The sequence below is a fragment of the Bacillus sp. SRB_8 genome (assembly GCF_003264205.1).
Lineage (GTDB): Bacteria > Bacillota > Bacilli > Bacillales > Bacillaceae_G > Bacillus_A > Bacillus_A mycoides.
This window is the reverse complement of the sequence record NZ_NADT01000044.1, coordinates 86,594-109,927: the sequence shown is the minus strand read 5'-3', so window position 1 is coordinate 109,927 and position 23,334 is coordinate 86,594. Positions and strand designations below refer to the sequence as shown.

The 23,334-nt window shown below is 35.2% G+C and carries 22 protein-coding genes, 5 pseudogenes and 1 riboswitch; of the genes and pseudogenes, 7 read left to right on the top strand and 20 right to left on the bottom strand.

Annotation, left to right across the window (positions count from 1 at the left end):
• A pseudogene (locus tag B5P40_RS27345) lies at nt 1-477 on the bottom strand (serine hydrolase domain-containing protein); the annotation flags it as partial.
• Between the two features lie 94 nt (nt 478-571).
• Nucleotides 572-1,741 (bottom strand): annotated as a pseudogene (locus B5P40_RS27340) (serine hydrolase domain-containing protein).
• Nucleotides 1,742-2,107: 366 nt separating this feature from the next.
• Between B5P40_RS27340 and B5P40_RS27335 the strand changes: the two are divergent.
• Nucleotides 2,108-2,365 (top strand): annotated as a pseudogene (locus tag B5P40_RS27335) (IS4 family transposase); the annotation flags it as partial.
• Nucleotides 2,366-2,837: 472 nt separating this feature from the next.
• Here the strand turns inward: B5P40_RS27335 and B5P40_RS27330 are convergent.
• Nucleotides 2,838-3,296, bottom strand: coding sequence for a hypothetical protein (locus B5P40_RS27330; RefSeq protein ID WP_002084479.1), 459 nt, complete (start codon nt 3,294-3,296; stop codon nt 2,838-2,840).
• A 169-nt stretch (nt 3,297-3,465) separates the two neighbouring features.
• Nucleotides 3,466-3,891 carry a hypothetical protein gene (locus B5P40_RS27325; protein ID WP_002167985.1) on the bottom strand — a complete coding sequence of 142 codons (426 nt, stop codon included), beginning with the start codon at nt 3,889-3,891 and terminating at the stop codon, nt 3,466-3,468.
• A 246-nt stretch (nt 3,892-4,137) separates the two neighbouring features.
• Between B5P40_RS27325 and B5P40_RS27315 the strand changes: the two genes are divergently transcribed.
• Complete coding sequence (locus B5P40_RS27315; RefSeq protein WP_002128240.1) at nt 4,138-4,620, top strand: PRK06770 family protein; 483 nt, start codon at nt 4,138-4,140, stop codon at nt 4,618-4,620.
• Nucleotides 4,621-5,004: 384 nt separating this feature from the next.
• Here the strand turns inward: B5P40_RS27315 and B5P40_RS27305 are convergent, their stop codons facing one another.
• Together B5P40_RS27305 and B5P40_RS27300 are read right to left on the bottom strand one after the other, a co-directional pair.
• Nucleotides 5,005-5,280, bottom strand: a complete 276-nt coding sequence (locus tag B5P40_RS27305; protein WP_002084476.1) for a hypothetical protein — start codon at nt 5,278-5,280, stop codon at nt 5,005-5,007.
• Between the two features lie 147 nt (nt 5,281-5,427).
• Nucleotides 5,428-5,640 carry a hypothetical protein gene (locus B5P40_RS27300; protein ID WP_113710234.1) on the bottom strand — a complete coding sequence of 71 codons (213 nt, stop codon included), beginning with the start codon at nt 5,638-5,640 and terminating at the stop codon, nt 5,428-5,430.
• A gap of 657 nt (nt 5,641-6,297) precedes the next feature.
• Here B5P40_RS27300 and B5P40_RS27295 point away from each other — a divergent pair.
• Entirely contained in the window at nt 6,298-6,861 is a 564-nt protein-coding gene (locus tag B5P40_RS27295; protein WP_113710233.1) for a GNAT family N-acetyltransferase, read from the top strand.
• Nucleotides 6,862-7,132: 271 nt separating this feature from the next.
• Here B5P40_RS27295 and B5P40_RS27290 read toward each other — a convergent pair whose 3' ends face one another.
• Both B5P40_RS27290 and B5P40_RS27285 read right to left on the bottom strand, forming a co-directional pair.
• Nucleotides 7,133-7,792, bottom strand: a complete 660-nt coding sequence (locus B5P40_RS27290) for a protein kinase family protein (protein WP_033708051.1) — start codon at nt 7,790-7,792, stop codon at nt 7,133-7,135.
• 414 nt (nt 7,793-8,206) lie between these two features.
• Entirely contained in the window at nt 8,207-9,847 is a 1,641-nt protein-coding gene (locus B5P40_RS27285) for a M20/M25/M40 family metallo-hydrolase (protein ID WP_002142487.1), read from the bottom strand.
• 639 nt (nt 9,848-10,486) lie between these two features.
• Here B5P40_RS27285 and B5P40_RS33815 point away from each other — a divergent pair.
• Both B5P40_RS33815 and B5P40_RS27275 read left to right on the top strand, forming a co-directional pair.
• Nucleotides 10,487-10,915, top strand: a pseudogene (locus B5P40_RS33815) (aminoglycoside phosphotransferase family protein); the annotation flags it as partial.
• Between the two features lie 44 nt (nt 10,916-10,959).
• Nucleotides 10,960-11,307: a VOC family protein gene (locus B5P40_RS27275; protein ID WP_002013943.1), complete on the top strand. Its 348-nt coding sequence runs from the start codon at nt 10,960-10,962 to the stop codon at nt 11,305-11,307.
• Nucleotides 11,308-11,469: 162 nt separating this feature from the next.
• On the opposite strand, the pseudogene B5P40_RS27270 reads toward B5P40_RS27275, so the two are convergent.
• Nucleotides 11,470-11,613 (bottom strand): annotated as a pseudogene (locus B5P40_RS27270) (IS6 family transposase); the annotation flags it as partial.
• 297 nt (nt 11,614-11,910) lie between these two features.
• On the opposite strand from B5P40_RS27270, the gene B5P40_RS27265 reads away from it, so the two are divergent.
• Entirely contained in the window at nt 11,911-13,257 is a 1,347-nt protein-coding gene (locus B5P40_RS27265; protein ID WP_113710232.1) for a short-chain fatty acid transporter, read from the top strand.
• Between the two features lie 40 nt (nt 13,258-13,297).
• On the opposite strand, the gene B5P40_RS27260 is transcribed toward B5P40_RS27265, so the two are convergent.
• The 4 genes from B5P40_RS27260 to B5P40_RS27245 all read right to left on the bottom strand — a co-directional run bounded on the left by B5P40_RS27260 (nt 13,298) and on the right by B5P40_RS27245 (nt 15,209).
• Nucleotides 13,298-13,651, bottom strand: a complete 354-nt coding sequence (locus tag B5P40_RS27260) for a group-specific protein (protein WP_113710231.1) — start codon at nt 13,649-13,651, stop codon at nt 13,298-13,300.
• Nucleotides 13,648-14,223, bottom strand: a complete 576-nt coding sequence (locus tag B5P40_RS27255) for an NAD(P)H-dependent oxidoreductase (RefSeq protein ID WP_113710230.1) — start codon at nt 14,221-14,223, stop codon at nt 13,648-13,650. Before B5P40_RS27255 ends, B5P40_RS27260 begins: the two co-directional genes overlap by 4 nt.
• 22 nt (nt 14,224-14,245) lie before the next feature.
• Complete coding sequence (locus B5P40_RS27250) at nt 14,246-14,683, bottom strand: SWIM zinc finger family protein (protein WP_002066108.1); 438 nt, start codon at nt 14,681-14,683, stop codon at nt 14,246-14,248.
• 205 nt (nt 14,684-14,888) lie between these two features.
• Nucleotides 14,889-15,209: a hypothetical protein gene (locus B5P40_RS27245; RefSeq protein WP_002110869.1), complete on the bottom strand. Its 321-nt coding sequence runs from the start codon at nt 15,207-15,209 to the stop codon at nt 14,889-14,891.
• A 38-nt stretch (nt 15,210-15,247) separates the two neighbouring features.
• A riboswitch (SAM riboswitch) is annotated at nt 15,248-15,346 on the bottom strand.
• Nucleotides 15,347-15,467: 121 nt separating this feature from the next.
• Here B5P40_RS27245 and B5P40_RS27240 point away from each other — a divergent pair.
• Complete coding sequence (locus B5P40_RS27240; RefSeq protein WP_002084448.1) at nt 15,468-15,659, top strand: hypothetical protein; 192 nt, start codon at nt 15,468-15,470, stop codon at nt 15,657-15,659.
• 31 nt (nt 15,660-15,690) lie between these two features.
• Here B5P40_RS27240 and B5P40_RS27235 read toward each other — a convergent pair whose 3' ends face one another.
• From B5P40_RS27235 to B5P40_RS27200, 7 genes are all read right to left on the bottom strand, one after another.
• Complete coding sequence (locus B5P40_RS27235) at nt 15,691-16,413, bottom strand: YwiC-like family protein (RefSeq protein WP_113710229.1); 723 nt, start codon at nt 16,411-16,413, stop codon at nt 15,691-15,693.
• Between the two features lie 184 nt (nt 16,414-16,597).
• Nucleotides 16,598-17,299, bottom strand: a complete 702-nt coding sequence (locus tag B5P40_RS27230; RefSeq protein WP_113710228.1) for an ECF transporter S component — start codon at nt 17,297-17,299, stop codon at nt 16,598-16,600.
• Nucleotides 17,272-18,933, bottom strand: a complete 1,662-nt coding sequence (locus B5P40_RS27225; RefSeq protein ID WP_113710227.1) for an ABC transporter ATP-binding protein — start codon at nt 18,931-18,933, stop codon at nt 17,272-17,274. Before B5P40_RS27225 ends, B5P40_RS27230 begins: the two co-directional genes overlap by 28 nt.
• The gene (locus B5P40_RS27220; RefSeq protein WP_113710226.1) at nt 18,906-19,784 is read right to left on the bottom strand and encodes an energy-coupling factor transporter transmembrane component T; all 879 of its coding nucleotides are present in this window, start codon (nt 19,782-19,784) and stop codon (nt 18,906-18,908) included. Before B5P40_RS27220 ends, B5P40_RS27225 begins: the two co-directional genes overlap by 28 nt.
• A gap of 23 nt (nt 19,785-19,807) precedes the next feature.
• Nucleotides 19,808-20,632 (bottom strand): DUF4430 domain-containing protein, encoded by an 825-nt coding sequence (locus tag B5P40_RS27215; RefSeq protein WP_113710225.1) that lies wholly within the window; start codon nt 20,630-20,632, stop codon nt 19,808-19,810.
• Nucleotides 20,633-20,755: 123 nt separating this feature from the next.
• The gene (locus B5P40_RS27210; protein WP_113710224.1) at nt 20,756-22,468 is read right to left on the bottom strand and encodes a DUF4430 domain-containing protein; all 1,713 of its coding nucleotides are present in this window, start codon (nt 22,466-22,468) and stop codon (nt 20,756-20,758) included.
• 653 nt (nt 22,469-23,121) lie between these two features.
• Nucleotides 23,122-23,334, bottom strand: a 213-nt coding sequence (locus B5P40_RS27200; RefSeq protein WP_142936375.1) for a zinc ribbon domain-containing protein, incomplete at its 5' end; no start/stop codon positions are given.

Here is a 23,334-nt window from a genome sequence, read left to right as displayed (position 1 = left end):
TACTTAACGTGGAACCTTGCAAGCCGGAGGAGTGGTTTAACAGCATACGTGGCGTAATGCGTTTGTACCGCTCGTCTTTCATCTTGAAATCAGGAACAAAGTGGACGACAGGAGCATCCAAATCGACTTTTCGACCAATTTCATTACAGCCGCTGTTGCATACATTTTACTGACTGAACCAATCCCATATAGAGTATCTTTGTTCAGCCGCTGTTTTCCTTCCATATCGTTCTTGCCTGTCTGACCCGACAAAATAAGTTTACCATTATCAATTAGCGCATACTGCACGCTAGTCGTCCCATAGGACTTCGTGAGTAGCGCAGCCTTCTCTGCCGCAATCTTCTCCAGTTCTTGGTTAGCAACTTCTTGGTTAGCTACAACCGGAGTCTTACTGCTTGAAGATGCTATCGCCCCTGTTGGTAGGATCATCGTTAGCGCTAATGTAGCGGCTAACACCCCAGATAGTTTATTTTTCATGAGAGAATTGCCTCCTTAGATAAGTAATCGAATTCATCACTTATTTGTTTAACTATAAAAAATATGACAAAATTTATCCGTTTTTCTTTTTTGCCTACTTGCTAAATTCAGCAAGTAAAATATTTTTAAAAGGATTAGGACTGTCAGCTCTACCCAAACTATTCCAATTGACGACCAACGTATGCTTGCCTCCAAGTTTACCTCCAACAAGAGTAGTAAACCCTAGAATGCCACCTGTGTGTCCCCATATCGAGACATCGTTTGGAAGCTTAGTTTCATAGATTCCAAGACCATATCCATCGATTCCTTCTTTTCCTGTAGGAACTGTAGTAAGCATTTGTTTTAGTTGCTGTTCTTTCAGTAATTTACCCCCGAGCAAGTAAGAGAAGAATTTATTTAAGTCGTCAGCAGTAGAAATCATATCTCCAGCTGAGCTACCTGCACTTGGGTTATAATAAGTAACGTCTTTTAGCTCACTTACTCCGTCTGGTTGGACATATCCACGGGCATGCTTGGTGCCTGGAATAACGCTTGAATTGCCAGGTAGGAATGTATTCGACAATTCAAGCGGTTCAATAATCCGACTTTCAATCTCTTCCGCATAGCTGTTTCCGGTTACTTTTTCAATAAGAATACCTAGTAATACATATCCTGTGTTTGAATAAGACCAGCCCTTTCCTGGGGCAAAGTCTGGGGGCAGAGAAATCCCCATCTTCACTAACTCTTCAGCCGTATACGATTTTTTTGTATCCATAAAGTCAGCGTCTTTTGACCTTGAGTATTCAGCGATACCACTTGTATGGTTCAATATCTGCCGGATAGTAATCTGGTTACCATCATATCCGTTTCCTTGAATGACACCAGGCAATCATTTTTCGATGTAGTCGTCTAGATTCAAGCGATTCTCTCCGACTAATTGAAGTACAACCGTTGCTGTGAACGTCTTCGTCACACTGCCAATGCGAAAGCGAAAATCTGTTTTCATTGGTTTCTTGGTTCTCAGATCCGCTATCCCAGCGGCATAACTCCACGTTTTTCCACCCTCAGAAGTTTTAGCAAGTATCCCCGGGTATCCAAGTTGCAATGTATCCCGCATTGCTTGCTTGACGGAAGTACGATCTCGTTGAGTATTTGTTTGTAACGAACTAGATACATTTTGAGTGGGCTCTGCTTTTACAATTGAGGCTGGCGTTGTATATAACAGGGAACTTCCAGCTATTAAAAGGGCAAGACTTGCAAATGTAATTTGACTACGTGTTTTCATAAGGCATTCCTCTCCTCTATTCATATTGTATAGGTGGTTGCTTGATATTTCATACTCACCACACAGCTATCATCTCTACCGATGACAAAAAGTCAACATTGAATTCGTAATCATCTTCATAATGATTATTTTTACAAGCTCCATTCTGTCCTAATAAACGGTAAATCCCTCTTTTTGCATGTATGTTAACCTCAGAAATTATTTCTTTTCCATGAAACGCTCTTATTAACTGGTTTGTTTTTCATATATAAGTTATATCTGTTCCTCCTTTCATGCTTCTTTATATTTTCATCATACACAATGAAAATCTCTTTTTCCTTACCTATTCCTTACAAATCCCTTACGTTCAAAATAGCTTCTGTGTCTCAAATGTGCCAATTAATTCTCATCAAGAAGAAACGAGAATTAAGCGAATATAAAGCGATTTATATCATAAAAGATTATTTTCTACTTATTTATGAATCTCTACAAAAAGACACCAAAGAATTAACAAAGATATTGTTTCGTCTGTTTGATTTCTTACAGAAAAACAGACGAAAATCCCATAGGTATGAGAAGAAAACCGTCTTTGATATTTTAGGCGTCGTATATAACCTTTCTATGCCTCACAAGCATGTAGCGTAATCCAAAAAATTAAAACCCAATAGGGTTTATCTGGTATGAAAATATTTAAAGAACTTACACTGGATCTTTAGAAAAAAGAAAAAAGCCCATCAATCTAAGGTTTTGAAGTACCCCCTAAATGAAAATTTTCTTTCTCTACAGTTAGTTTTTTTGAGAAGTCAGCTCATTTTTTTGTTTTTGGGGTGTTTACTTTTCTTAAGTTGATGGATGTGGTCTCACCATACCATTTCAGGAAAATTGTACGTTTAGACACAATCCGGACATATTTTAAGCGTTTTCTGTACGTTAAGAGACATCTGTCCAGAAAATCTTATGTTTATGAACAGAGGATAAAACTCAATAATAGAATATTAATATTCAATTTTTATATAAAAAAATAAGCTCCGAAGAGCTTATTTTAATAATAATATCAACGCAATTATCAATGATATTATTGAAAATACAATCATAAATAATGAAGCTCAGTCATGAGCTATCGCCCTGTTACCGTCATTGCTGCTGTGTAAATTGTATCTACAGAACCGTCAGCACTTACAATTTCAACTTTATAACGGTATGTTCCATTGTCGTAAATGTTTTCTCCATATCCTGTGAAAGTTGAAATTTCATCATTTGCTCCAGCTGGAACCCATTGATTTTGCCAATGGAAGAAAGTATCATATTCTCCCCAGTTGTCTCCATATTTCTTTTCGATGCTGACATTATAATGAATGTCCTCAGCTCGGTTATTTGTAATTCTTGCAATTACGTTTCCACCAAAAGTGTATTCCGTAGCGTGAACTTGAACTGTAACACCATTCACCGTTTCGCTAGGACCACAGATGTAATGACAATCTTCACTTGCTTGTGCTTCAGGTGTGTTAATGTTCATAACCGTCAAACCGCCTAAAGCTAAAGCTACTGTTAATGCAATTGTAGCTAATTTTTTCATGATAATTCCTCCTATTAACCGTTATAAGTGAATGTTTTTGTTTTTACGTATTCATTGCCAGCATAAAAAGATTTCTATGTCTCATTTTTATCACCCTTCAGCTTATATAATTCGACAAATGGTGATAATTTCCTGCAAATAAAATAAAAAAGCACTCCCGCAGGAATACTTATTCAAATTCAATTTCTGTTTTATTGTCTGATGTGAAGTATCTTATGGTTGTTTTGCCGTATTCTTGCAAGCCACTCTGCGCAACGGCGTCTTTTAACTTTGTTCTCGTTCTGTAGCCGAAATTTTCCCGTAGGCCTTCGTCTGCATTTGACAATGCTGTTTTGTCAACGAAAACATATAAGACATACAAGTTATTTTCTTTTTTTAATTCACCCGCTGTAACAGTACCGCCGAAATATTCTTTAATTTCTTTGGTTCTACGTTCAAAACTTTTCATCATTCGTGTTTGCTCATCTTTTGGTTGTTCTGTTTTCGCAGTTGTTTGTTGTGCTTTTGGCTTCTCTTTTTGAACCACTTCTTTTTCGCCGCAAGCCGCTAACATTGCAACCGATAAACCAACTGCTAATACTGATTTCTTCATCATTTTAATCCTCCCAATATAAATACCCAAATATTAGTATACTATGAAATTTATTGCTGAATATGAAAAAGATGCCCATTAAGGGGTACCGCCACATCGCTATCAAGCTAATATTTTTAACTACCCCCATAACGAAAATTTTATACATCGTTGACTATTGATAATGATACGTTATGTAGACCTCACAGATAGATATGGGCATACAGTTCTTCTTTTATGGTACACTTCAATAAAAGGGGGGTAAGAGGTTTGAAAAAGTGGATTAAAATCACATCAACCTTAGTTATTGCTATAGCAGTTGGTATTTTTACTGGCTACAAAGTCGGTACGTATGCAGGTTCAGACGTTAAGGAAAAGCAGACTGAGAGAATTAAAGGGGAAGAGGTAATACTTGACCTCAACTCTGATCGTCATATAATCAATGCAATGCACAAAATGACTCATCAAAAAGTATTATCCCACGAAAAGCAAGGATTTATCAAAATGACTCCAGAAAACATCGAAAAAGTACGTCAAGCGATTGATGAAAGTAATAGTGGAACCTTACAACATAAAGAACAGTACCTTAAGATTTTGGTTCGTTGGTATGAAGGCGATTTCTCTCAATCGGTTGAGGAGCATAATTTATTATGGGAATGGGACAATAGCAGCACTGGTAAAGCATACGAATTAGCGACACCGGAACAAGAAGAAGCATACATTTTAGAACAAGCGAAGTCTGAAAAACAATAAAGGGGTATCGTCACCTCGCTATCAAACTAATAAAAAGAAATGCCCCCTAAAATGAAAAAATACGCTATTCTTTCTGTAGAATCATAGGAAAGGATGGCGTTTCTGTATATTGTTACAAAAAGAATAGCGTTTTTTTCGCTTTATAAATACAATTTCTTTTTCAGTAAAAAATGTGGGTGGTACCCCTCTAATACCCCAGAAGGAAAAGAAGAGTTTGAATTCTTTAACGTACAGGGCGTTCCATATATCATTGTAAAAGATCATGAGAATAACACTCAAAAATCAATTCTTGGATTCAGCACTCAATCATTAGAAGAGGCTATTTTATAATAATCATCCCCCCAAAAAAGAAACGAACAAAAATGTTCGTTTCTTTTTTTGTGTTTAATGCTCAAGAAAACTTATAACCGCATAAGTATATAGAACGACTAGAGCAAAGGCACATATTCCCATAATTATAATCGCTAGTGCGCTTTTCTCTTGTCTAAACCCTATAATTCCAAGAATAAATGCACTCCACATTGTTACCTTAAGCATTGTAGAAAGGTTGGGAATTGAATATCCACTCAACCAGGTAGAGAAACTTACAATTACGGAAAAAGAGAACAAAGTTAGAACAATAGATAATATATTAATGTGCTTCCCATACTTCAGTTGCATTTCGCTACCCCCTTTTCTTTTCATTAGTGAATAATAGGTAGATGGTTATATTTTTATTTTATTCTAAATTTTCTTGAAAATCCACAACGAAAAGAAGAGGTTGTCCCAAAAGTCGCTGAATAGTTACTTTTAGGTAACCTCTTTTCTTTATTTTTTACTTACCTCTAGTTTAGAGATACTTGCTTCTTTTTCAGGTAACGTATCAACAAAATCCTTTTGAGATTTTAATAAGTCAGATTGTTGTATCCAATCCATAAGATCATCTAAAGATTTACGGGCTTCTTTTACATCGCCAGTAATATCATTCATGTTCAGCTTATTAAATGTAGCTAAAAATTCTTGTTGAATCTCACCTTGCAATGCATTGCTTTGTTAATTCTTTATTTTCATCACTTTTTGCCTTTTGAACATTATTCATAGCTTTCCCGATTTCATGTTTATCAAAAGCATCTTGTGCTTTCTTTAAATTTTTCAAGTTCTTCACGTTCACGCGGAGACAATTTTTCTAGTAGGGGTACCCCCCATCACCATCAAGCTAAGAAATGCAAAAGATAAAAATTGTAAGCCAATAGATAAAAAAATAATAATTTCTTATTCAACTAACGCATGCATGAGTTAAACAACCTAAGGCTGCTTCGGTAGCCATTTTTTGTACCAACTGGCAGTTTGGTTTTCAATATGTGAAAAGGGATTTCTAAGTGATTAATTGAATATATATTTATTGTTTACTAATTTTTGGTAGGTCCCTTTATGGGAGATAAACTTTACTGTATTGCTACATATCAAGTTCTTAATGAAGAAAGACTAAGAGCTTCGCACGGTTCTGTAATAACTTATAGTAATGCTGTGACGGGATCTCCTGTTAGTGAGATAGGGTGTTTTTTAATTTATTTATCATAATAACGTGCCATGAAATTGCAACTCTCGTCCTCAAGAATTATTTCTTTTGGGTGAAAGTTTTTTTATTATATAAGTTTCATTCTGTCATAATTTAAAGTTTTCGAGAGGAGAAATGATATGAATTCTATTTTATTAGATGTTCCGTTACAAATAGAAACAGACAGACTAATTCTTCGAGCACCACTTCAAGCTGGTGACGGGAATGTCGTACACCAAGCTATTAAGGATTCAATTAATGAGTTAAAACAATGGTTGCTTTTATTTCAGTCAATTCCTACTGTTGAAGAAACGGAAATTCTCCTGAGAAATGCCCATATAGATTTTTTGAAAAGAGAAAGCTTTCGCTATCTTATCTATCATAAGGATACTAATGATTTTATTGGAACTGCTAGCCTTCACGGAATTAATTGGAAAATTTCTAAATGTGAAATTGGATACTGGATTAATACGCAATTTAGTGGCAATGGATATATGACAGAGGTAGTAAGTGAGTTAACAAACCTTGGATTTCAGTTACTCAAATTTAGAAGGATTGAAATACGCTGTGAATCTACTAACACTAAAAGTCGTATGATCCCTGAAAAACTAGGTTTTGAGCTTGAAGGGATATTACGTAATGAAGATCTTTCAGCTGACGGTAAAAAACTAACTGATACCTGCATCTATGCAAAGGTAAATTAGATTGAAATTTTAATACTCAATTGCGTCTGTGTACATAGTTTATTCCCCTTCTAATCCATTATTGTGATTTGTTTAGAACTATAGTACATCAATATGTTTAAAATGAAATGTACTGAAATGGGTATATTCTATTGTTACAATCATTTTATAAATAAATTACTTCATGAAGTTATAAAATTAGGACCGTACATATTAGACATATCAAAAATGTACGGTCCTTTTGTTTACTAGTGGTTCACTTATCTAACCTAAAGATAAGTATGTGGTCCTTTTACAATTTGAATTTCTTTTTAAGCTTCTTATATTTTCTATATGAACGTCGAACAATGTTTAACATGAAATACGGTATTTTAACAGGGAAAGGCAATTTATAAATGAAAGGCAAGTAAAATGTAAAATATGCCTTTTCTAAGTCTCTCCACTTACTATCTTCTTTTGTTTTTAAGAAATCAGATACATCGACTACATATCCCCTTCCATTTTCCATCATCACATTTTTTCCGTGAACATCACAAGGAGTTAATCCTTGCTCCCTTGCATACTCTATAGCTTCATTGATATCAAGGATTACCTGCTTAGGAATTTTAATCCCCTTATGAATAGCATCGTATAAGGTAATTTCTTTTAAACGTTTCAATACTATGAAATTTTCTCCTTTATATATAAGATTCGAATAAGAAGGATGATTTCCGATTCTTCGGTATACTTCTGACTCTTTTTCAATTCCTTCTCCTTCTCGCGCGTAAACTTTCACTACCCAATCTTTGTATTCTTTGTGCATAAATACTGCGGCATAATTACCTGTCCCTAAACACTTCCAAAGTCTAGGAATATCTTTAACTACTATAGGCTCGAATTCATCCTCACTTCTTATGCTTACCTCTTTTAATAATTCGTCCTTTATCAATCTCACAAAACTATTTATACTCATCATTCCCACTCCGGTTTTGCTACAAGGGGTACTACCCCATACCCATCAAGTTAAAAAGTACATTCTTCCCTAATACGAAAAAAATGAGCAGACTTCACTAAGTAACTAACTGTAGCGAAATAAATTTTTCATTTAGGGGGGGTACTTCAAAATCTTAAAATGGATATTCTACGCAAATATATATTATTGATACAGTAAGTTATGTTAACTTCACATAATTATATTATACAAAAACTCAGCAAATACCGTTACAAAAAGTGTACAAGCCATATCTACTCTCTCTAAATAGTTTATTGCGAATCTATTTTAAGGAGAATTCTTACATCACAATTTCATAAATCTAAGGTTTCAAACTATTCATTACGAAAAAAAGACCGTATCACTACGGTCCTTTTCTCGCTCTTATTGCAAACACTATGACTGTGTAACTTTATTAGAAACAAGTAGTTTTTCAATACATATAGGTAACATATCTAATAACGTTTCAAATGCGTAATTTACGTCCAGACGCTCCGTCCATTGATGTGCATCTTTTCCTACTGGTCCCATATTTAATACTGGAACGTCAAACTCTTCTAATTCCTCTAGTGGAATCGAATAACCTTTATCCCATAATGGCATATTGTCTACAAGAGAACTCATTGAATCCAATGGGTTTTGTAAGCCCACATAGCTTAAATCTGAAATTCCTCCAAAATAATTTTGGTTTTCAAATGTAATGCTATGATTATAGTGGGCATACTTTTCCATTTCTACAACTACCTCTTTAATTAAAGGATTGTTGCGTGAACTCACAGCTGGATAGTATGGCGGCGCAAAGAAAAGTACAATCATTGGAGCCTTTTCTTTACATAAGATAGATAATTTGTCTACTAAATCAATAGTTACTGCACGATCATCTTTATCTTCTCTATTTTTTATAATATCGGATTGAATTTCATCTATTTTTTCTCTTCCATGTTGTTCAATTGCATAAGCGATAAGCTCTTCATACGTTAATACATTTACTTTAAGATTCGGCGGTATGAACGGATTATACTTAGAAAAATGATACGCTCGCTCCTCATACGATTCTTCGATTTTCTCTGCTACTTTCGTTACTTTTTGGCGTAACAATGAAACTACATCTGTCATCGTTTTTTCTAGTAAAAACAAATTAAATAATGTGACAGCACGATGAGGAATTTGTACAGAATAATCCTCCTTTAAATCTCTTTGAAGCAAGTTAGTTGGTGGTGGACTCGCTTCCCCTTCTACAATATCACAAAGGTCCGTATTCAACTCTAATTCCGCTGTTAATAATGCAGCCATATAGCTCCCATTTAATCCTGCAAAAGGTTCGCCTACATGTGTCTCTTTTCCATAGCAAAGGAAACCAGGTAACACCTTACCAATAGAACCAGTATAAATGTACTTATTTTGGTCACCAGGATGTCTTGAAAACATAGGCTCTGAATTTAGGACCGTTTTATACTCTAAGTCATGTTCTTTTGCTAAGTCTAATAATCTTGGAACAGCAGCTCTCATCCCTACAGAGTTCACTTCTTCATCTGGAACAGCCAATAAAAGAACATTCCCATCAAATCTTCCTTCACAAGCTTGCTCAACCATCGCCATTTGTAAAGTTAGACCACATTTCATATCCATTGTTCCTCTACCAAAGAGCCAATCTCCTTGTTCTATATCTTCACGTACATGATCTGGTAGCTCATCTTTATGAGAATAAAACATAGATGTTAATTTTTTAGGGTTAAATGCATCTTCTTTCCACACTCCATAATCCTGTACATCTACAACATCAAAGTGACTAACAAGAATTACAGTATTTTTCGTACTATCACTTTTCTTTACTAGGGCTGTAACAAAATATCGTCCATCCCCCGTCGGATTTTTTTGTAAATGATGCGGATTTTGTTTGAAATACTGTAAGTCAGATAATTGTTCTACAACAAAGTCTGGCAATATAACTTCAGCTTCTGAACCTGTAATACTAGGAATTTCAACAAGATTGCTTAATAATTGAACCAATTGTTCTTTAGATTGCCACTTTGACATATAAATCCCCCTATTTTTCCGCATTATGAAATTCATTTCCAATATATGAATAAAAAATGACGACAGCAATCAAAATTATAATTTTTCCGTTTGGCAAGCTTATGGTTCTTTTCATTTGCGGCAAACATATGCTTCCAGGATTTGAAGAATATGTTTAATATCGCTTTTAAATAAAGTCACGGTGTTTATTTAAAAGACGCGATGTTTTGTCCCTTTAGATCTGTTTATCTAAAGAGAGGTTTTTATAGTGAAAAGAAAATCTGAACTGAAAGACGGATTAAGAAACTGCTGAGTAGCAATAAAGTTACTCCACTAAAGGGCGAGATTGTTGAGGAACGTTTTCAGGAAATTAGATTATTCGAGTTTGAATATATCATTGAGATTGTGAAGGTTTTTTACTTAAACTGACGAGGCAGTAATACTCAATTAAAAATAATGGTAAAGTTAGTGAAAAGAAGAAGGATTAAAAATCGTATAGATTCATTGTAATACATTTTAAGTTTTTGTGTGGCGAGGTATTTGAGAAGTAAGAATGATTTCATCAAAAAACATTGAAGCTCCAACGGGGTTTTATATGACTATTTTTCCAGACCCAATTTAACATCATAACAATTATAAATAAACAATCTATACTTTTGGTTAGATTTTTTATATAGTTTGATTGACAGCATCAGGGCTAGTCATAGCAATCTACTCGATACATTGTACGAGCTTGAATCAAAAATTGAACCAAGAAGTCGTTATGGATTTATACATGGGGAACTCGGCCCTGCTCATGTATTAATTAATGACAAACTAGAACCTTATTTGATTGATATCGAAGGAACCGAGTTCTTTGATATTGAGCATGAGCACAGTTTTTTGCAGTTTCGATTTGGGGATTATTATCGATATTTAAAGAATGATACTCTCGACCCCAACAGGATGTTATTCTATCGATTCCATCATCATATACCCTTAACTTCAGGCGGGTTGAGATTGCTTCACAGAGGATTTCCGAATCAACAATTTGCAAAAGATCTAACCAATCACCATTCCCGTTGTGCACTGCGTTTTATTGAAGGTTGAACTTATGTCATTAAAAATTTAAAGATAGATAGGAGTTAAATACAATGATAAAAGGTTTCGGAGGAATATTTTGGAGAACTAAAAATCTTGATGTTATAAAAAAATGGTACAGTGAAGTGTTGAAGATTGAAATAGAAAATTGGAACGGGACTGTGATTAAACCCGAATTAGGAACTGAGACTATCTTTTCTTTCTTCACTGAAAATGACAATTATTTTCCAACAGAACAACAAGTGATGTTGAATTTCCAAGTACATAATCTAAACGAGACTATTCAGCATCTTGAACATATTGGTGTACCTCTTGAAAAGAAAGAAGAGATTAGTGAATTTGGAAAGTTTATTTGGATTAAAGATCCTGAAGGTCGATTGATTGAGCTGTGGGAGAAATAGCCGGTTACAATCATTTACTATTAAGCTAACGAGTGCTTTAGTTCAATAAAAAAAGTTGATTCCTTTGAAGTGCACCTTCGTTTATTAGACACAGTCTAACAATCGGAGGTGCACTTTTTTATGGATTAAAACTTCTTAGTGTTGTAAATTCGCATTTTCCTGTGTGTTAGCTATTGATAACCCTCTTTCCTCCATCATTTGCACCAGGTTACGGAAGCTCAAATTGTACCGTAGATACCATCTTACTGTTAATAAGATTAGTTCAGGCTGATAATGCTTCCATTTAAACAAATTTTCCTTTTCCATACTGATCACGCACCTGTTTTAGAGTCATACTTTCAATATGTCCAAGCTTAAGAGATTACTTGCAAGGGTCTTGAATTTTCCGCACCAGAACCATAAAAAGTCATCCTATTATTTCTAAAAATTGTATAAAAATATTGTCCCACACACAAGATTAAGTGGCCTGATATATCTAAATGAAAAAATAACCCATACTTTATTGACAACCACCTTAAATATCTGAATTTTCCATATATTAAAGGATATTACTCAAACAACCTCGAACATTGTAATAAATATACATAAGGAGGTTGATTTATTTTGTTTCGTTCATTTACAAATGGATGTGTTGCCCTTGTGCAGCGTTTCTTACCAGAACCGTTTATTTTATCATGTTTATTAACTGTTTTCGTTATCTTCTTCGGCATGTTTGCAACGCACCAAACACCGGTAGAAATGATTACGCATTGGGGCAATGGCATTTGGGGACTTCTTGCTTTTTCTATGCAAATGGCTCTTGTACTCGTGACAGGATCTGCATTAGCAAACGCTCCTCTTATTAAAAAAGGATTAACGAAAGCAGCGAAACTACCGAAAACAAATGGCCAAGGTATTATCGCAATTTCAATTGTAAGTTTACTAGGAGCATACATAAACTGGGGCTTCGGTATTGTTGTATCTGTTTTATACGCAAAAGAAGTGGCAAGACAGTTAGAAGGATTAGATTATAGGTTAGCAATTGCTTCTTCCTACTCTGGATTTCTCATTTGGCATGCAGGCCTTTCTGCTTCTATCCCTCTTACGTTAGCAACTGGCGGCGAAACGTTAATTAAAACGACAGCTGGGAGTATTAAAGAAGCGATTCCAATAACAGAAACGTTATTCTCACCATACGCACTCGTGCCAGTTATTATTTTTCTCGTTACGATGCCTCTCATTAACCGGGCCATGCATCCAGATGAAAAACATACGATAACTGTAGATCCTAGCGTATTCCATGAAGAAGCTGCCGCTCAAGAAGTAGGGAACAATACGTTCGCTGAAAAAATGGAAAATAGTATGATTATTACACTTTGCATCGGATTATTAGGTCTTATTTATATTTTTAACTATTTTAGTACGAAAGGCTTTAACCTTACACTTGATATCGTTATTTTTATGTTATTAATTGCCGGTCTTATTTTCCACCGTACTCCGATTCAATATATTCGCGCTTTCTCTGACTCAACTAAGAGTGCTTCAGGTATTTTACTTCAGTTTCCGTTCTATGCTGGAATTATGGGGATGATGATTGGAGTCAATAGTGAAGGTCTTTCGCTTGGAGGAGCTATTTCTACTTTCTTTATTAGTATTTCAAATGAAACCACATTCCCGCTCTTTACATTTTTAAGTGCTGGCATTGTAAATATTTTCGTTCCATCTGGAGGCGGTCAATGGGCAGTGCAAGCACCAATTATGATTCCAGCTGGCGCTGAACTTGGTGTACCTGCCGCGAAAACAGCGATGGCAATTGCATGGGGCGATGCTTGGACAAATTTAATTCAACCTTTCTGGGCATTACCGGCATTAGCGATAGCTGGTTTAAGCGCGCGTGATATTATGGGATTTTGTGTTGTTAACTTACTATATGCAGGATTTATCATTAGTCTATGTTTCTTATTTATTTAAACGAAAAGCTAGTTTTATACTAGCTTTTTTATATAATAAATCATTCATTATCTATACAGCTTATTACCTTTCTCCACTCTACCTCTGCATGATTTAATGCTTCATATGTAAACAAATCTTCACATACTTTTTCAATCATATGAGGATTGTTCTTAAGGAAATTCCACTGCAATACTTTAGGGAGAACATACGTTTCATATTCTTCACTTCCCTTTATTACCTCATCAACTTCTCTTTCACAAATCCCTCTTATTAAATAATCATTTCTTAATTGTATTTGAATTTGTTGAAACGTTTCGCTGTATTTCTTCAATTGGACTAAACAATTAATATACGTACGCAAAAGTTCGTCATCACAATTGCAACACTTTATAATACGATCGATTTCATTCATAATGTACGAGCCGCTTCTTCTATTTGTAACAACCATTTTTCACGCTTCGTTACTTTACTCGTTTTCACAGATTGAAAAGCAGAACGTTTTATATCGCGAATACCACAAAAACGTAAAACCCCTCTTTTCATCATAATCCAATCCGCTGATCGATATAATAGGGACACGTACCATAACGGTGAGTCTAACGTATTAATAACCCATGCTTTCTTTCCTTTAAATAAGCCTTTCGGTAAGGACCCCTCATATTTATAAGCAAATCCAGCTACAAAAATACGATCGATAAATCCTTTTAAAATAGCAGGCATGCCCCACCACCATATCGGATATATGAAAAGAAGAATATCCGCTTTCTGCACTAATTCTCTATATCGCTTCGTCTCTTCTTCATTTAGTAAATCACGTCTTTTCTTCTCTTCATTAAATACAAGCACTGGATCAAATTGTTCTTTATATAAATCAAGTAGCGTAACAGAATGATTTGTTTCCTCAAGTCCTTTTTGCACATGCTCTAAAATTGCCCCATTAAAGCTTGAAGGATTAGGATGAGCATATATAATTAGTACGTTCACTACAAAACAACTCCCTCTTTAGTTAAAGTTTCTCCTTCTTTAACATCTTCTCTACAATTTGCACATTTTTCGAACTTTGTAACAAACGATTTAATACTGTTAGTAACTCTTCTTTTTCTAAACCTTTCAATTGCTCTTTAACTGTACTCTCACCAGCACCTTGAATTTCATACACAACTGCCGCCATATGTTTACAATAATTTTCATAAGGACACTCGCAGCTACTTTCTGCAAAATCTTCAAGATCAATAATCACTTCATAATTCCCTGCATTTCCAGTAACGAAAGCAAATACTTTCTTGTCGTGTATTTCAACATCTTCTACATGTCCCTCTTCATAATATTCATATCCTCTATCTATAATGTACTTTGGAATCCATTTCATTATATCTTTTAATAAGTATGCATACATCACAACACCTCTTCCTCTAATTCCCTTTTGACTTCCAAAATCCTGCATGTTATTCTAATAACTGTCAAGTAGCGAGTCTACGTGACAAAACGACTGACACCTATTCGGCGGAGGTGTCTCTTTTCATTTGCAGCCGATATGAAGTGCCTCTTTCAGGCACATTCAATCTTTGACACTACACACTCAACACCATTCCCTTGTATCAGGCTGCTTTAGCAGTCTTTTACTCTACATACTTCAAAAAAAAGAGAGCTCAGCTCCCTTTTCCCGCCTTATAAAATACCCCTTTTTCAGCATAGCGATATTCATCATCAGCTAAAGTAATTTTCCCATCCAGTTTGAGTTCATCTAATAGTCTTGATAAATAAAATTGATGTAACATTTTTTTAGTGAATTTTCCTTCATGATGCGAAACGATATGTTCTTGAATATCTAACAATGATATTGGCTTATCTTGCTCTATCATATATTCATAAACTGTACTACGCAGTTTTACGTATTTTTCGAGTGTCACAGTACTTCGCAACCCCTTTCTTCTTATTATATGTTTTCGTAATCGGTTTTTTTGCAACAAAAAAACCTCTCCGATAAGAAGAAGTTACGTATATCTTCGTCTTATCTCCCAGAACAAATATGTTCTGCTGGAATTAGCACCTGCATCGCGGTTGCTGGGTTTCATCGGGCCAGTCCCTCCACCTCTCTGGATAAGAAAATATTCACTTTAAATTTAACTATACGTAATTTTATTATAATTGTCAAATAAATATAAAAAATTATATTTTCTTCTTTATTGTTCATACTACAAAAAGATGTACAAAAGGAGGCTACTACTTTGAAAAAGAATGCTCGTGGATACGTACAAGATTCTTTTCATTCCTTACAAGAAGCGAAACATTGTTTAGAAGATGCATTACAAACTGTTGAAGAAGATTTTAATCGCGCACGTATTGAACAATCCCTTTACGCTGTAGAGCAAGCTCTTCAACGTTGCGATTACACCGTTCACATTTTAGAACAAGAATGAAAACTTCCCATCAAAAGATGGGAAGTTTTTTTCAAATGGCATACTTCATCATTATTACCGTTATTATTAAAAAATATACAGAATTAACAATTTCTAAAATCCCTACTTTTAATATAGAAATCTTTTTGCCATACAACATAATGGCCCGAATTACACTTGGTACAAATATGAGTGAACACCATGGATTTATAGCAAATACAATTACCGTTAATACAATATGGTATCCCCAAGATATAAAACGATACTTCGGATTATTTTTTTCACGAATCATCGTTTTTACATAAAACGTACTTCCTAAAAAATATAGAAATGAAATAAGCGCAATGAATAATGCTGTTTTATCTATTAATTTCATGGAGAAATAATAACTGATTAAACCACCTATACAAAACACTATAATCGCACAAACATCATTTAGTAATGCTCGTTCATTTTTTTGACGAGCGTAATACATATTTACAATAAACAATGGAATCATTAATACTGCGAATAAAAGAATTCGCCATTCATATAATAAAGAAATCATCCCAAATACAAATGCAATGATAAAATAAACAATTGCAGCGTGTAGAAATTCTTTTTTTCTTCTCTGCCTTATGTACATGAGAAATGGATAAGTAGCTAGATAGATAAAGAACCAGGCTAAAAACAGTGGGATATGATAAAAAGTAGGTTTACCAAGTAATACACTTAATAGAAATGGTATGACAAGCATCGCCCATGCTCCATGTTGCTTCGGAATAACTAACTTCATTAACTATACACCTCCCTCTTGAAAATAATTCTCACCTACTATTATACAAATAATTTCATATAATAACGGACATATATTGAATCTATTTTTTGACAATAAAAAATGCTCCTTACAATATGTAAGAAGCATGAAAGAGGCAAACGAATATGTAAGTCGCGACCCTACCTTATATGAGTATGCTTTTCTATGTCACGTTATGCTCATCTAATATACCGTATTTCTTTTTAAATCTTGTGAGGATCGTAATCCATGACGTACTAAATAGCAGAAGGAAAATAACATTCGATATCGCGTGACTCAGATCAAAGTAAAAACTTGCGACATAGTAAGCAATAACTGTTTCCCACGTTGCTTCCTGTATAAAACCAAGAAGACCCCAAAAATTCATAATCCAGCCAAATAGAAATCCAACGGCAAATCCGTACAACAGTCTTCCCCACAGTTTTTTCATTAAAAATGTATTACGTAATAGTCCAGCTATAAACCCGATCATGCCCCAAGAGAACATTTGCCACGGCGTCCACGGACCTTGTCCTAAAAAAATATTAGATACAATAGCCGCCGTTGCCCCAATCATAAAGCCAGTTTCACTCCCAAAAACAATTGCAGAAACGATAATGACAAAAGAAGTCGGTTGTACACTTGGTAAAATAGAAAATGGTACCCTGCTAACCGCTGCAATCGCCGCTAACACAGCAACGATAACAATTTCACGTGAAACAAACGCCTTCCTTTCAAAACGAACATAGAAAGGTAACATAATGACAGCTAATAAAAACAAACTACTTACCATGTAATACCCGTCCATAATAAAAGTCGTAAAGAGTAGTGTACATATTACAACAGCAAAAATAAGTATTATGAATGCAACATATCGTTTGGACACGCTTCGTACACATCCTCCCACGTTAATGCAAATGGCAACTCTCTACGGATGAATCGATTAATAGATGTTGTATAAAAGAAGTTACCACTAAAGAACTCTTTCGGTGCATCATTCATAATGACTTTCCCGTCAAATAACATCATGCACTGATCAACGTATTTCGCTGCAAACTCAATATCATGCGTTGCCATTACAATTGTTGTACCTTCTTTTTGCAACTGTTTAAATAGCTCTCCTACTCTTTCCTTTTTCCATGGATCTAGTCCCTTTGTCGGCTCATCAAGTAATAATAAAGTTGGCTTTGATAATAACGTTGTACATAATGCGAGTAATTGTTGCTCTCCGCCGCTACAATCATGTGGATGGCGCTCTTTAAGTGAATCTAACCAGAACTTTTTCAACATTTCTTCTGCTATTGTTTTTCCCTCTTCACCATATAATTCACGCGCACGCTCATAAACCTCTTCCCATACTGTATCAAAAGTAAAATGATAGTACGGATGTTGCGATACGTACCCTATACTTTTAAATCGTTCTTTCGAATCAATTTTATGTACCACTTTCCCATTCCACTTTACCTTACCTCTTCTAGCTTTTTGCAATCCTGCTAAAATCGTTAACAGTGTAGACTTCCCGGTTCCGTTTTTCCCAACTAGAGCTGTCCATTTTCCCTTTTCGATGTTCACTGTTAAATCTCGTAAAATAAGTGGACTATTTTTTTCATATTGAAAAGATATATGTTCTGCACTTAAAATTACATCTCGCTTTTCACATTGTTCTACTTGCCCATTCCTATATGATATCACTGAAAAATCATTCATTTTCATTTGTGCTTCTCGCACTGTAAATGGAATCTCTTTCACATTCCACTCTAAAAACAATCTTGGAATTTGCGGAATGAATGGACGAAACTTTTCTACTTCCCACATGTTCGCTATCACATTTTTAGAAGTACCATCATAAATGATTCTGCCATTATCCATACAAACAACGCGTGTTGCGAGCGGTATAACTTCATCTAAACGATGTTCACTTAAAATAATCGTAATTCCAAGTTCTTCATTAATACGTTTTAATAATCCTAAAAACTCTTTCGCAGCAATCGGATCTAGTTGTGCTGTCGGTTCATCCAGTAATAATAGTTTCGGCTGCATGACTAACACCGCAGCTAAATTTACAAGTTGTTTTTGACCACCAGATAAAGTATGAACAGATTGATGTAATAAATCTTGAAATCCCAAAAAGCTAATGAGCTCCGCTATTCTTTTTTGAATAATATGTGATGGTAATCCGATATTTTCTAAAGAAAATGCTAGTTCTTGAATAACGGTATCCATTACGAGCTGATTTTCTGGATTTTGAAATACCATACCAATTTCTTGGGCAGATAATAACTCTGGCACTTCTTCTAATAAAGCACCATCATAATATGTATGTCCAGAACGCGTGCCAATTGGAAGTAACTCCTTTTTAAAATGTTTTAATAAAGTTGTCTTCCCAGAACCTGAACCGCCAACAAGTACTATAAATTCTCCTTTTTGAACAGAAAGAGAAATATGCTGTAACGCTTCTTCATTTTCATCAGCATATATAAATGATAAATTCTTTATTTCCGCATGCGCCACCATATCCATTCCCTTCCTTCCATTACAATCGGTAAACTAATAAACATCATAAATAGGAAAAACATCATTCCATCATATTGCTGGAATAGTATTGATTCCACTTTCGGATAAATGATCAATTTCCCTCCGCCGTAATAACTAAATATGAATGAAGTTATTAATAGAAAAACTAAATAACTTAGCGTATACAAATCACGTCTTTCCATTCTATATCGAATATATGTCGTACGCTTCGTTACACCAAACCCACGAGCTTGCATAGAATCTGCTGTTTGAAGTGCATCTTCTAGTGAACAAATTAATAATACTTGCAGTAATTTCATTCCATTTTTTATACGCTCAATGAGTGAACCTGAATCTAATTGCACACCTTTCGTTTTTTGGACGAGTGTAATTTTCTTTAACCGCCTAATAAACAAAGGAACAAACCTCACTGTAATCATCGTTAACAATGCTACTTTCGGTGAAATTCTTGAAAATAAATATAAAAATTTATGACTCGAAATAATATCGTTATAAGAAGCAAACGTAAACATAATCGCAACTAATAATAAACCCATAACAAGTCCATACATACAGGCCTCAAGCTTAATCCGGCTATCTCCTAAATGAAATAACGTAGTCGCTCCTCTATGTGTTAATAGAGAATTAAATAAAATAACCATCAAAAAGAATACGATAGTACTAGGTAGCATCTTTCTTATTTTCTCACCATTTCCCTGTACTATATTTAAGATTACTATTAGTATAATCGCTCCAATTAAAAAAAGAGGATGAAGACACATCATACATAGTATCATCACCCCAATATAATAGAAAAAATTAACAAAAGGATGTAAAGAAGAAAAGCTTATTTTCATAGTCCTTTACCGAAGATCCTTTCCTATTTTAATACAAACACCCACTCGATTGTATCGCCTGGTTTTACTTTAACTACACCAGCACTATAGTTTGGAAAAGCACCGTTCACACGATATTTCCAGCCACTAGTAGTAGTAATATCTTTCTCGTATAAATCATTAATACCTTTTACATAAATATCACCTTTAGAGCCCATTGCATCAACCTCTAGTCCTGTGCCCGTTAGCACACTGTAAACTGTATCGCCTTCTTGAACATCAACCTTTTTCGCACCTAATAAGTACCCTTCATTTCCTTTTACTGAGATTGTTACTTGTTTCGCTTTAGGTTCTGGTGGTACTGGTGGTGGTACTGGGTTTTGTGGTGGTACCGGTGTTGGCGGAGCTGGTAGATTATTGCTCTCTTCTGGATTTTTCTTTTGTTCCTGTTTTGGTGTTTCTTTCGGCTGATTAACAACCTTGGCTTCTTCTTTTACTTCTGGTGCTTTCGGCTGCTGGGGTTTCTCTTCTTGTACTTTTTGTTGCTCTGGTTGTTTATTTGCAGCAGGCTGTTCCTTTGGTTTCTCTTCTTTCTTTACTTCAGGTTGTTCCTGCGCTTTTTCTTCTTTCGGTTTCTCTTCTACTTTTTGTTCTTGTTTATCTTTCTGCTCTTCTTGTTGTTTCTGTTCCGGTTCAGCTTGCTTCTCTTCTGGTTTCGGTACATCTTTTTGTTCTTCCTGTTTCGCTACTTCTTTTTGCTCTTCTTGCTTCGGTTCTGCCTTCTTCTCAGGTTTTACAGCCGTTTCTTCACATCCGGCTAATAATCCCAATGAAAGAACTAAAGAAATGAACCATTTCATCTTACTCATGCTGTCCCTCACCTTTCATATTAAAGTGAAACTTTAATGAGTGGAGATTTTGTTCATCCCCACTCATTATTAGCCCTCACTTTTATAATAAAATTAGGAGCAAATGATTGCTCCTAATTTTTGTTAAGCTGCTTTACGTCTCCATAATACATATGCAGAAGCGATACATAATACACCCATACCTACTTGTGTAGCTGCACTATGAGAAGATGCTCCTGTTTGTGGTAATTGATTCTTATTCTTGTTTGTTTCTTTATTAACTCGTTCGTTATCTACAACAACTTTTAGATTTTCATCTTTTGGCTGTTCTTGTAACTCTTCTTGTTGTTTCGGCTGTTCTACAACTTCTTTTTCTTCTACAGTTGTCTCTGGCTCTACAATTGGTTTCGTATCAATTTCATTCTCTACTACATTTGACCAATCATAAATCGATTTCCCAAGATCTTTAAACTGAAGTAACGCTAAAAATGCTTGCTCTGTAGCCATTCCGCTACCTTTTTGATCACTTGGTAACCATTTGAACTCACCATTTGGAAGCTGGTATGACATTAAATTTTGTACTGCTTTATTAAGACGATCGTGATCTACATCTCTAACTAGCGATAGTCCAATAATTGCTTGTGCAGTACTATTAGAATTCTCTTGTCCATCAGCGGCAAAACCACCATTACCTAGCTGCTGCTTGTATAAATAATCAACAGCTTTTTGAATAGCTGGCTTTACATCTGCTTGATCTTGATAAGGAGCTAATGCTGCTAATACCATACTTGTTACATCAACGTTACTAGCACTTTCTTTACTACTTGAACTATCATATGTCCAGCCACCGTCTGTATGCTGCGCTTGTAAAAGTGCTTGTACTAAAGCAGCTCGGTTCCATTTTGCTTCGGCCGGAATCTCATATTTCTTTGTATCTAATGCAAGTAATGTAAATGCGTATCCTGTAACGGAATTCACTTTATCTGATTCAAATAAATTTTGTACTAAATTTTGTCCCTCTACCTTTGTAGGATCAACATTCATTGCATTCATCATAATAATCGTTCTAGCTAAATCTGTTGCTGAAAAACGATTTAAACGCTTCTTAACCTTTTCAGCTACTGGCTTAACATAGTTTATTTTCGTTTCAAGCGGAACATTTACACCTGAACGAGCAAGTCCAATCGCAACCCAATCACTACCAATTCCATCTTGTAACATCTTTTCTGACGTTTTAGAAATCGCTTCATTTAATTGTGCTGCTGGAATTTCGACTTTCTCTTGCTTTGGTTTTTCTGTTACTTTATCTTCTGGTTTACCATCTGGTTTTTCTGTTTTCGGTTCCTCTGGTTTACCATCTGGCTTTTCTGTTTTCGGTTCCTCTGGTTTTGGCTCTTCTACAGTTTTACAAGTGCCAAATTTATCTAACGTTTGTTGCAACGTTTGTTGACTCATATTGCTCCAGTCTGCAACGTAACGAAATGCAACAACATCCCCAGACTCTAATTTATAACTATCCGCCCCAACTTCTGCAGATTTATCATTTACATCATACAACCAACCGCTCGTTGCTCCGGCCATTAATCCATCGATGCCCTTTATATACGTTCCAAATGACATACTTTCAGATGTTACTTTGTCACCCATAACTTTTTGTAGCAAACTAAAAGCTGTTTCTCCATCTTCAATGGAAACTTCTTTCGGACATAACATAATTCCTTTTTGTGATTCACCAATAATTGCAAGTTTCGCTGTCTTTCCTTCAGCAAACGTAATATGTACTGTATTCGCAAAAGAAACAAATACAAGTGCCACTGCCATTAATGATGTAAGCAGCCATTTCTTTAACATTGCCATCCCAAAATTCCCTCCCTTTACTAACATTCACACAAAAAAAGACCCTTTAAGGGTATGCGGTTGACACTCTCTTTTTGTAAGTGTCGAACAAGAATGTACAACACCTCCTACCCGCATTATTCGCGGCTATATTTGTATAGGAAAAATAATTTTGTTTATGAACGCACCATTGTGATAACATTCACTTTTCTAGGCAAAATTTACTCTCTTTTCAAGTCATCCCGCTATTCGCCGAGCAGTAAGACCCCCACCTCAAATTCAGCGAAAGCAAAGAAGTTAGGTGGGGATCAACTGCCCGTAAATGCCCGATTGGTGAAGGCTAATAATCAGTGGGGATGAACAAAATCCCCACTGATTAAAGTTTCACTTTATCGTAAATCGATAAACCTATACATTCTGTAATTTTTAAATTCTGTATTATTTTACTATTGACAAAGAATTTTGTCCATGCTTTATCTGATTTATTTTCTAACAATAATAGCTTAATAGCCTTCCATTATTAGAAGTCATCCGATACGATAAACTTAACTAAATCTATACAATTCAATCAAATTTACACAAGTTAGTGCTTCAAAGTGTTCTCGCAACCCCGAAGGGACGAGGGGTTTAACACTCCACACGAGGCAGTATCGTTACCTCCTATTATCAAGCAATTATTTTACCCATCTTGATAAATTTATCGAAGCATTCAAATCTCTATCGTGATGGCTATTGCATTGAACACAGTTCCATTCACGAACCTTTAAACTCCACTGTCCTTCTGGTTGAACTGAATGGTCGTATTTAACTCCACAACTTGAGCAAATCTTGCTTGAAGCGAACCATTTATCAGCTTTTACATATTCAATGCCGTACTTCTCACACTT

Excerpts from the sequence above, each read along its gene's own strand:
- B5P40_RS27295 (WP_113710233.1), top strand. The coding sequence starts at position 6,298 with ATGAATTCTATTTTATTAGATGTTCCGTTACAAATAGAAACAGACAGA.
- B5P40_RS27275 (WP_002013943.1), top strand. The coding sequence starts at position 10,960 with ATGATAAAAGGTTTCGGAGGAATATTTTGGAGAACTAAAAATCTTGAT.
- B5P40_RS27260 (WP_113710231.1), bottom strand. The coding sequence starts at position 13,651 with ATGAATGAAATCGATCGTATTATAAAGTGTTGCAATTGTGATGACGAA.
- B5P40_RS27250 (WP_002066108.1), bottom strand. The coding sequence starts at position 14,683 with ATGCAGGATTTTGGAAGTCAAAAGGGAATTAGAGGAAGAGGTGTTGTG.
- B5P40_RS27325 (WP_002167985.1), bottom strand. The coding sequence starts at position 3,891 with ATGATGAAGAAATCAGTATTAGCAGTTGGTTTATCGGTTGCAATGTTA.
- B5P40_RS27225 (WP_113710227.1), bottom strand. The coding sequence starts at position 18,933 with ATGGATATGGTGGCGCATGCGGAAATAAAGAATTTATCATTTATATAT.
- B5P40_RS27290 (WP_033708051.1), bottom strand. The coding sequence starts at position 7,792 with ATGAGTATAAATAGTTTTGTGAGATTGATAAAGGACGAATTATTAAAA.
- B5P40_RS27210 (WP_113710224.1), bottom strand. The coding sequence starts at position 22,468 with ATGGCAATGTTAAAGAAATGGCTGCTTACATCATTAATGGCAGTGGCA.
- B5P40_RS27330 (WP_002084479.1), bottom strand. The coding sequence starts at position 3,296 with ATGAAAAAATTAGCTACAATTGCATTAACAGTAGCTTTAGCTTTAGGC.
- B5P40_RS27305 (WP_002084476.1), bottom strand. The coding sequence starts at position 5,280 with ATGCAACTGAAGTATGGGAAGCACATTAATATATTATCTATTGTTCTA.
- B5P40_RS27285 (WP_002142487.1), bottom strand. The coding sequence starts at position 9,847 with ATGTCAAAGTGGCAATCTAAAGAACAATTGGTTCAATTATTAAGCAAT.
- B5P40_RS27235 (WP_113710229.1), bottom strand. The coding sequence starts at position 16,413 with ATGAAGTTAGTTATTCCGAAGCAACATGGAGCATGGGCGATGCTTGTC.
- B5P40_RS27215 (WP_113710225.1), bottom strand. The coding sequence starts at position 20,632 with ATGAGTAAGATGAAATGGTTCATTTCTTTAGTTCTTTCATTGGGATTA.
- B5P40_RS27220 (WP_113710226.1), bottom strand. The coding sequence starts at position 19,784 with ATGAAAATAAGCTTTTCTTCTTTACATCCTTTTGTTAATTTTTTCTAT.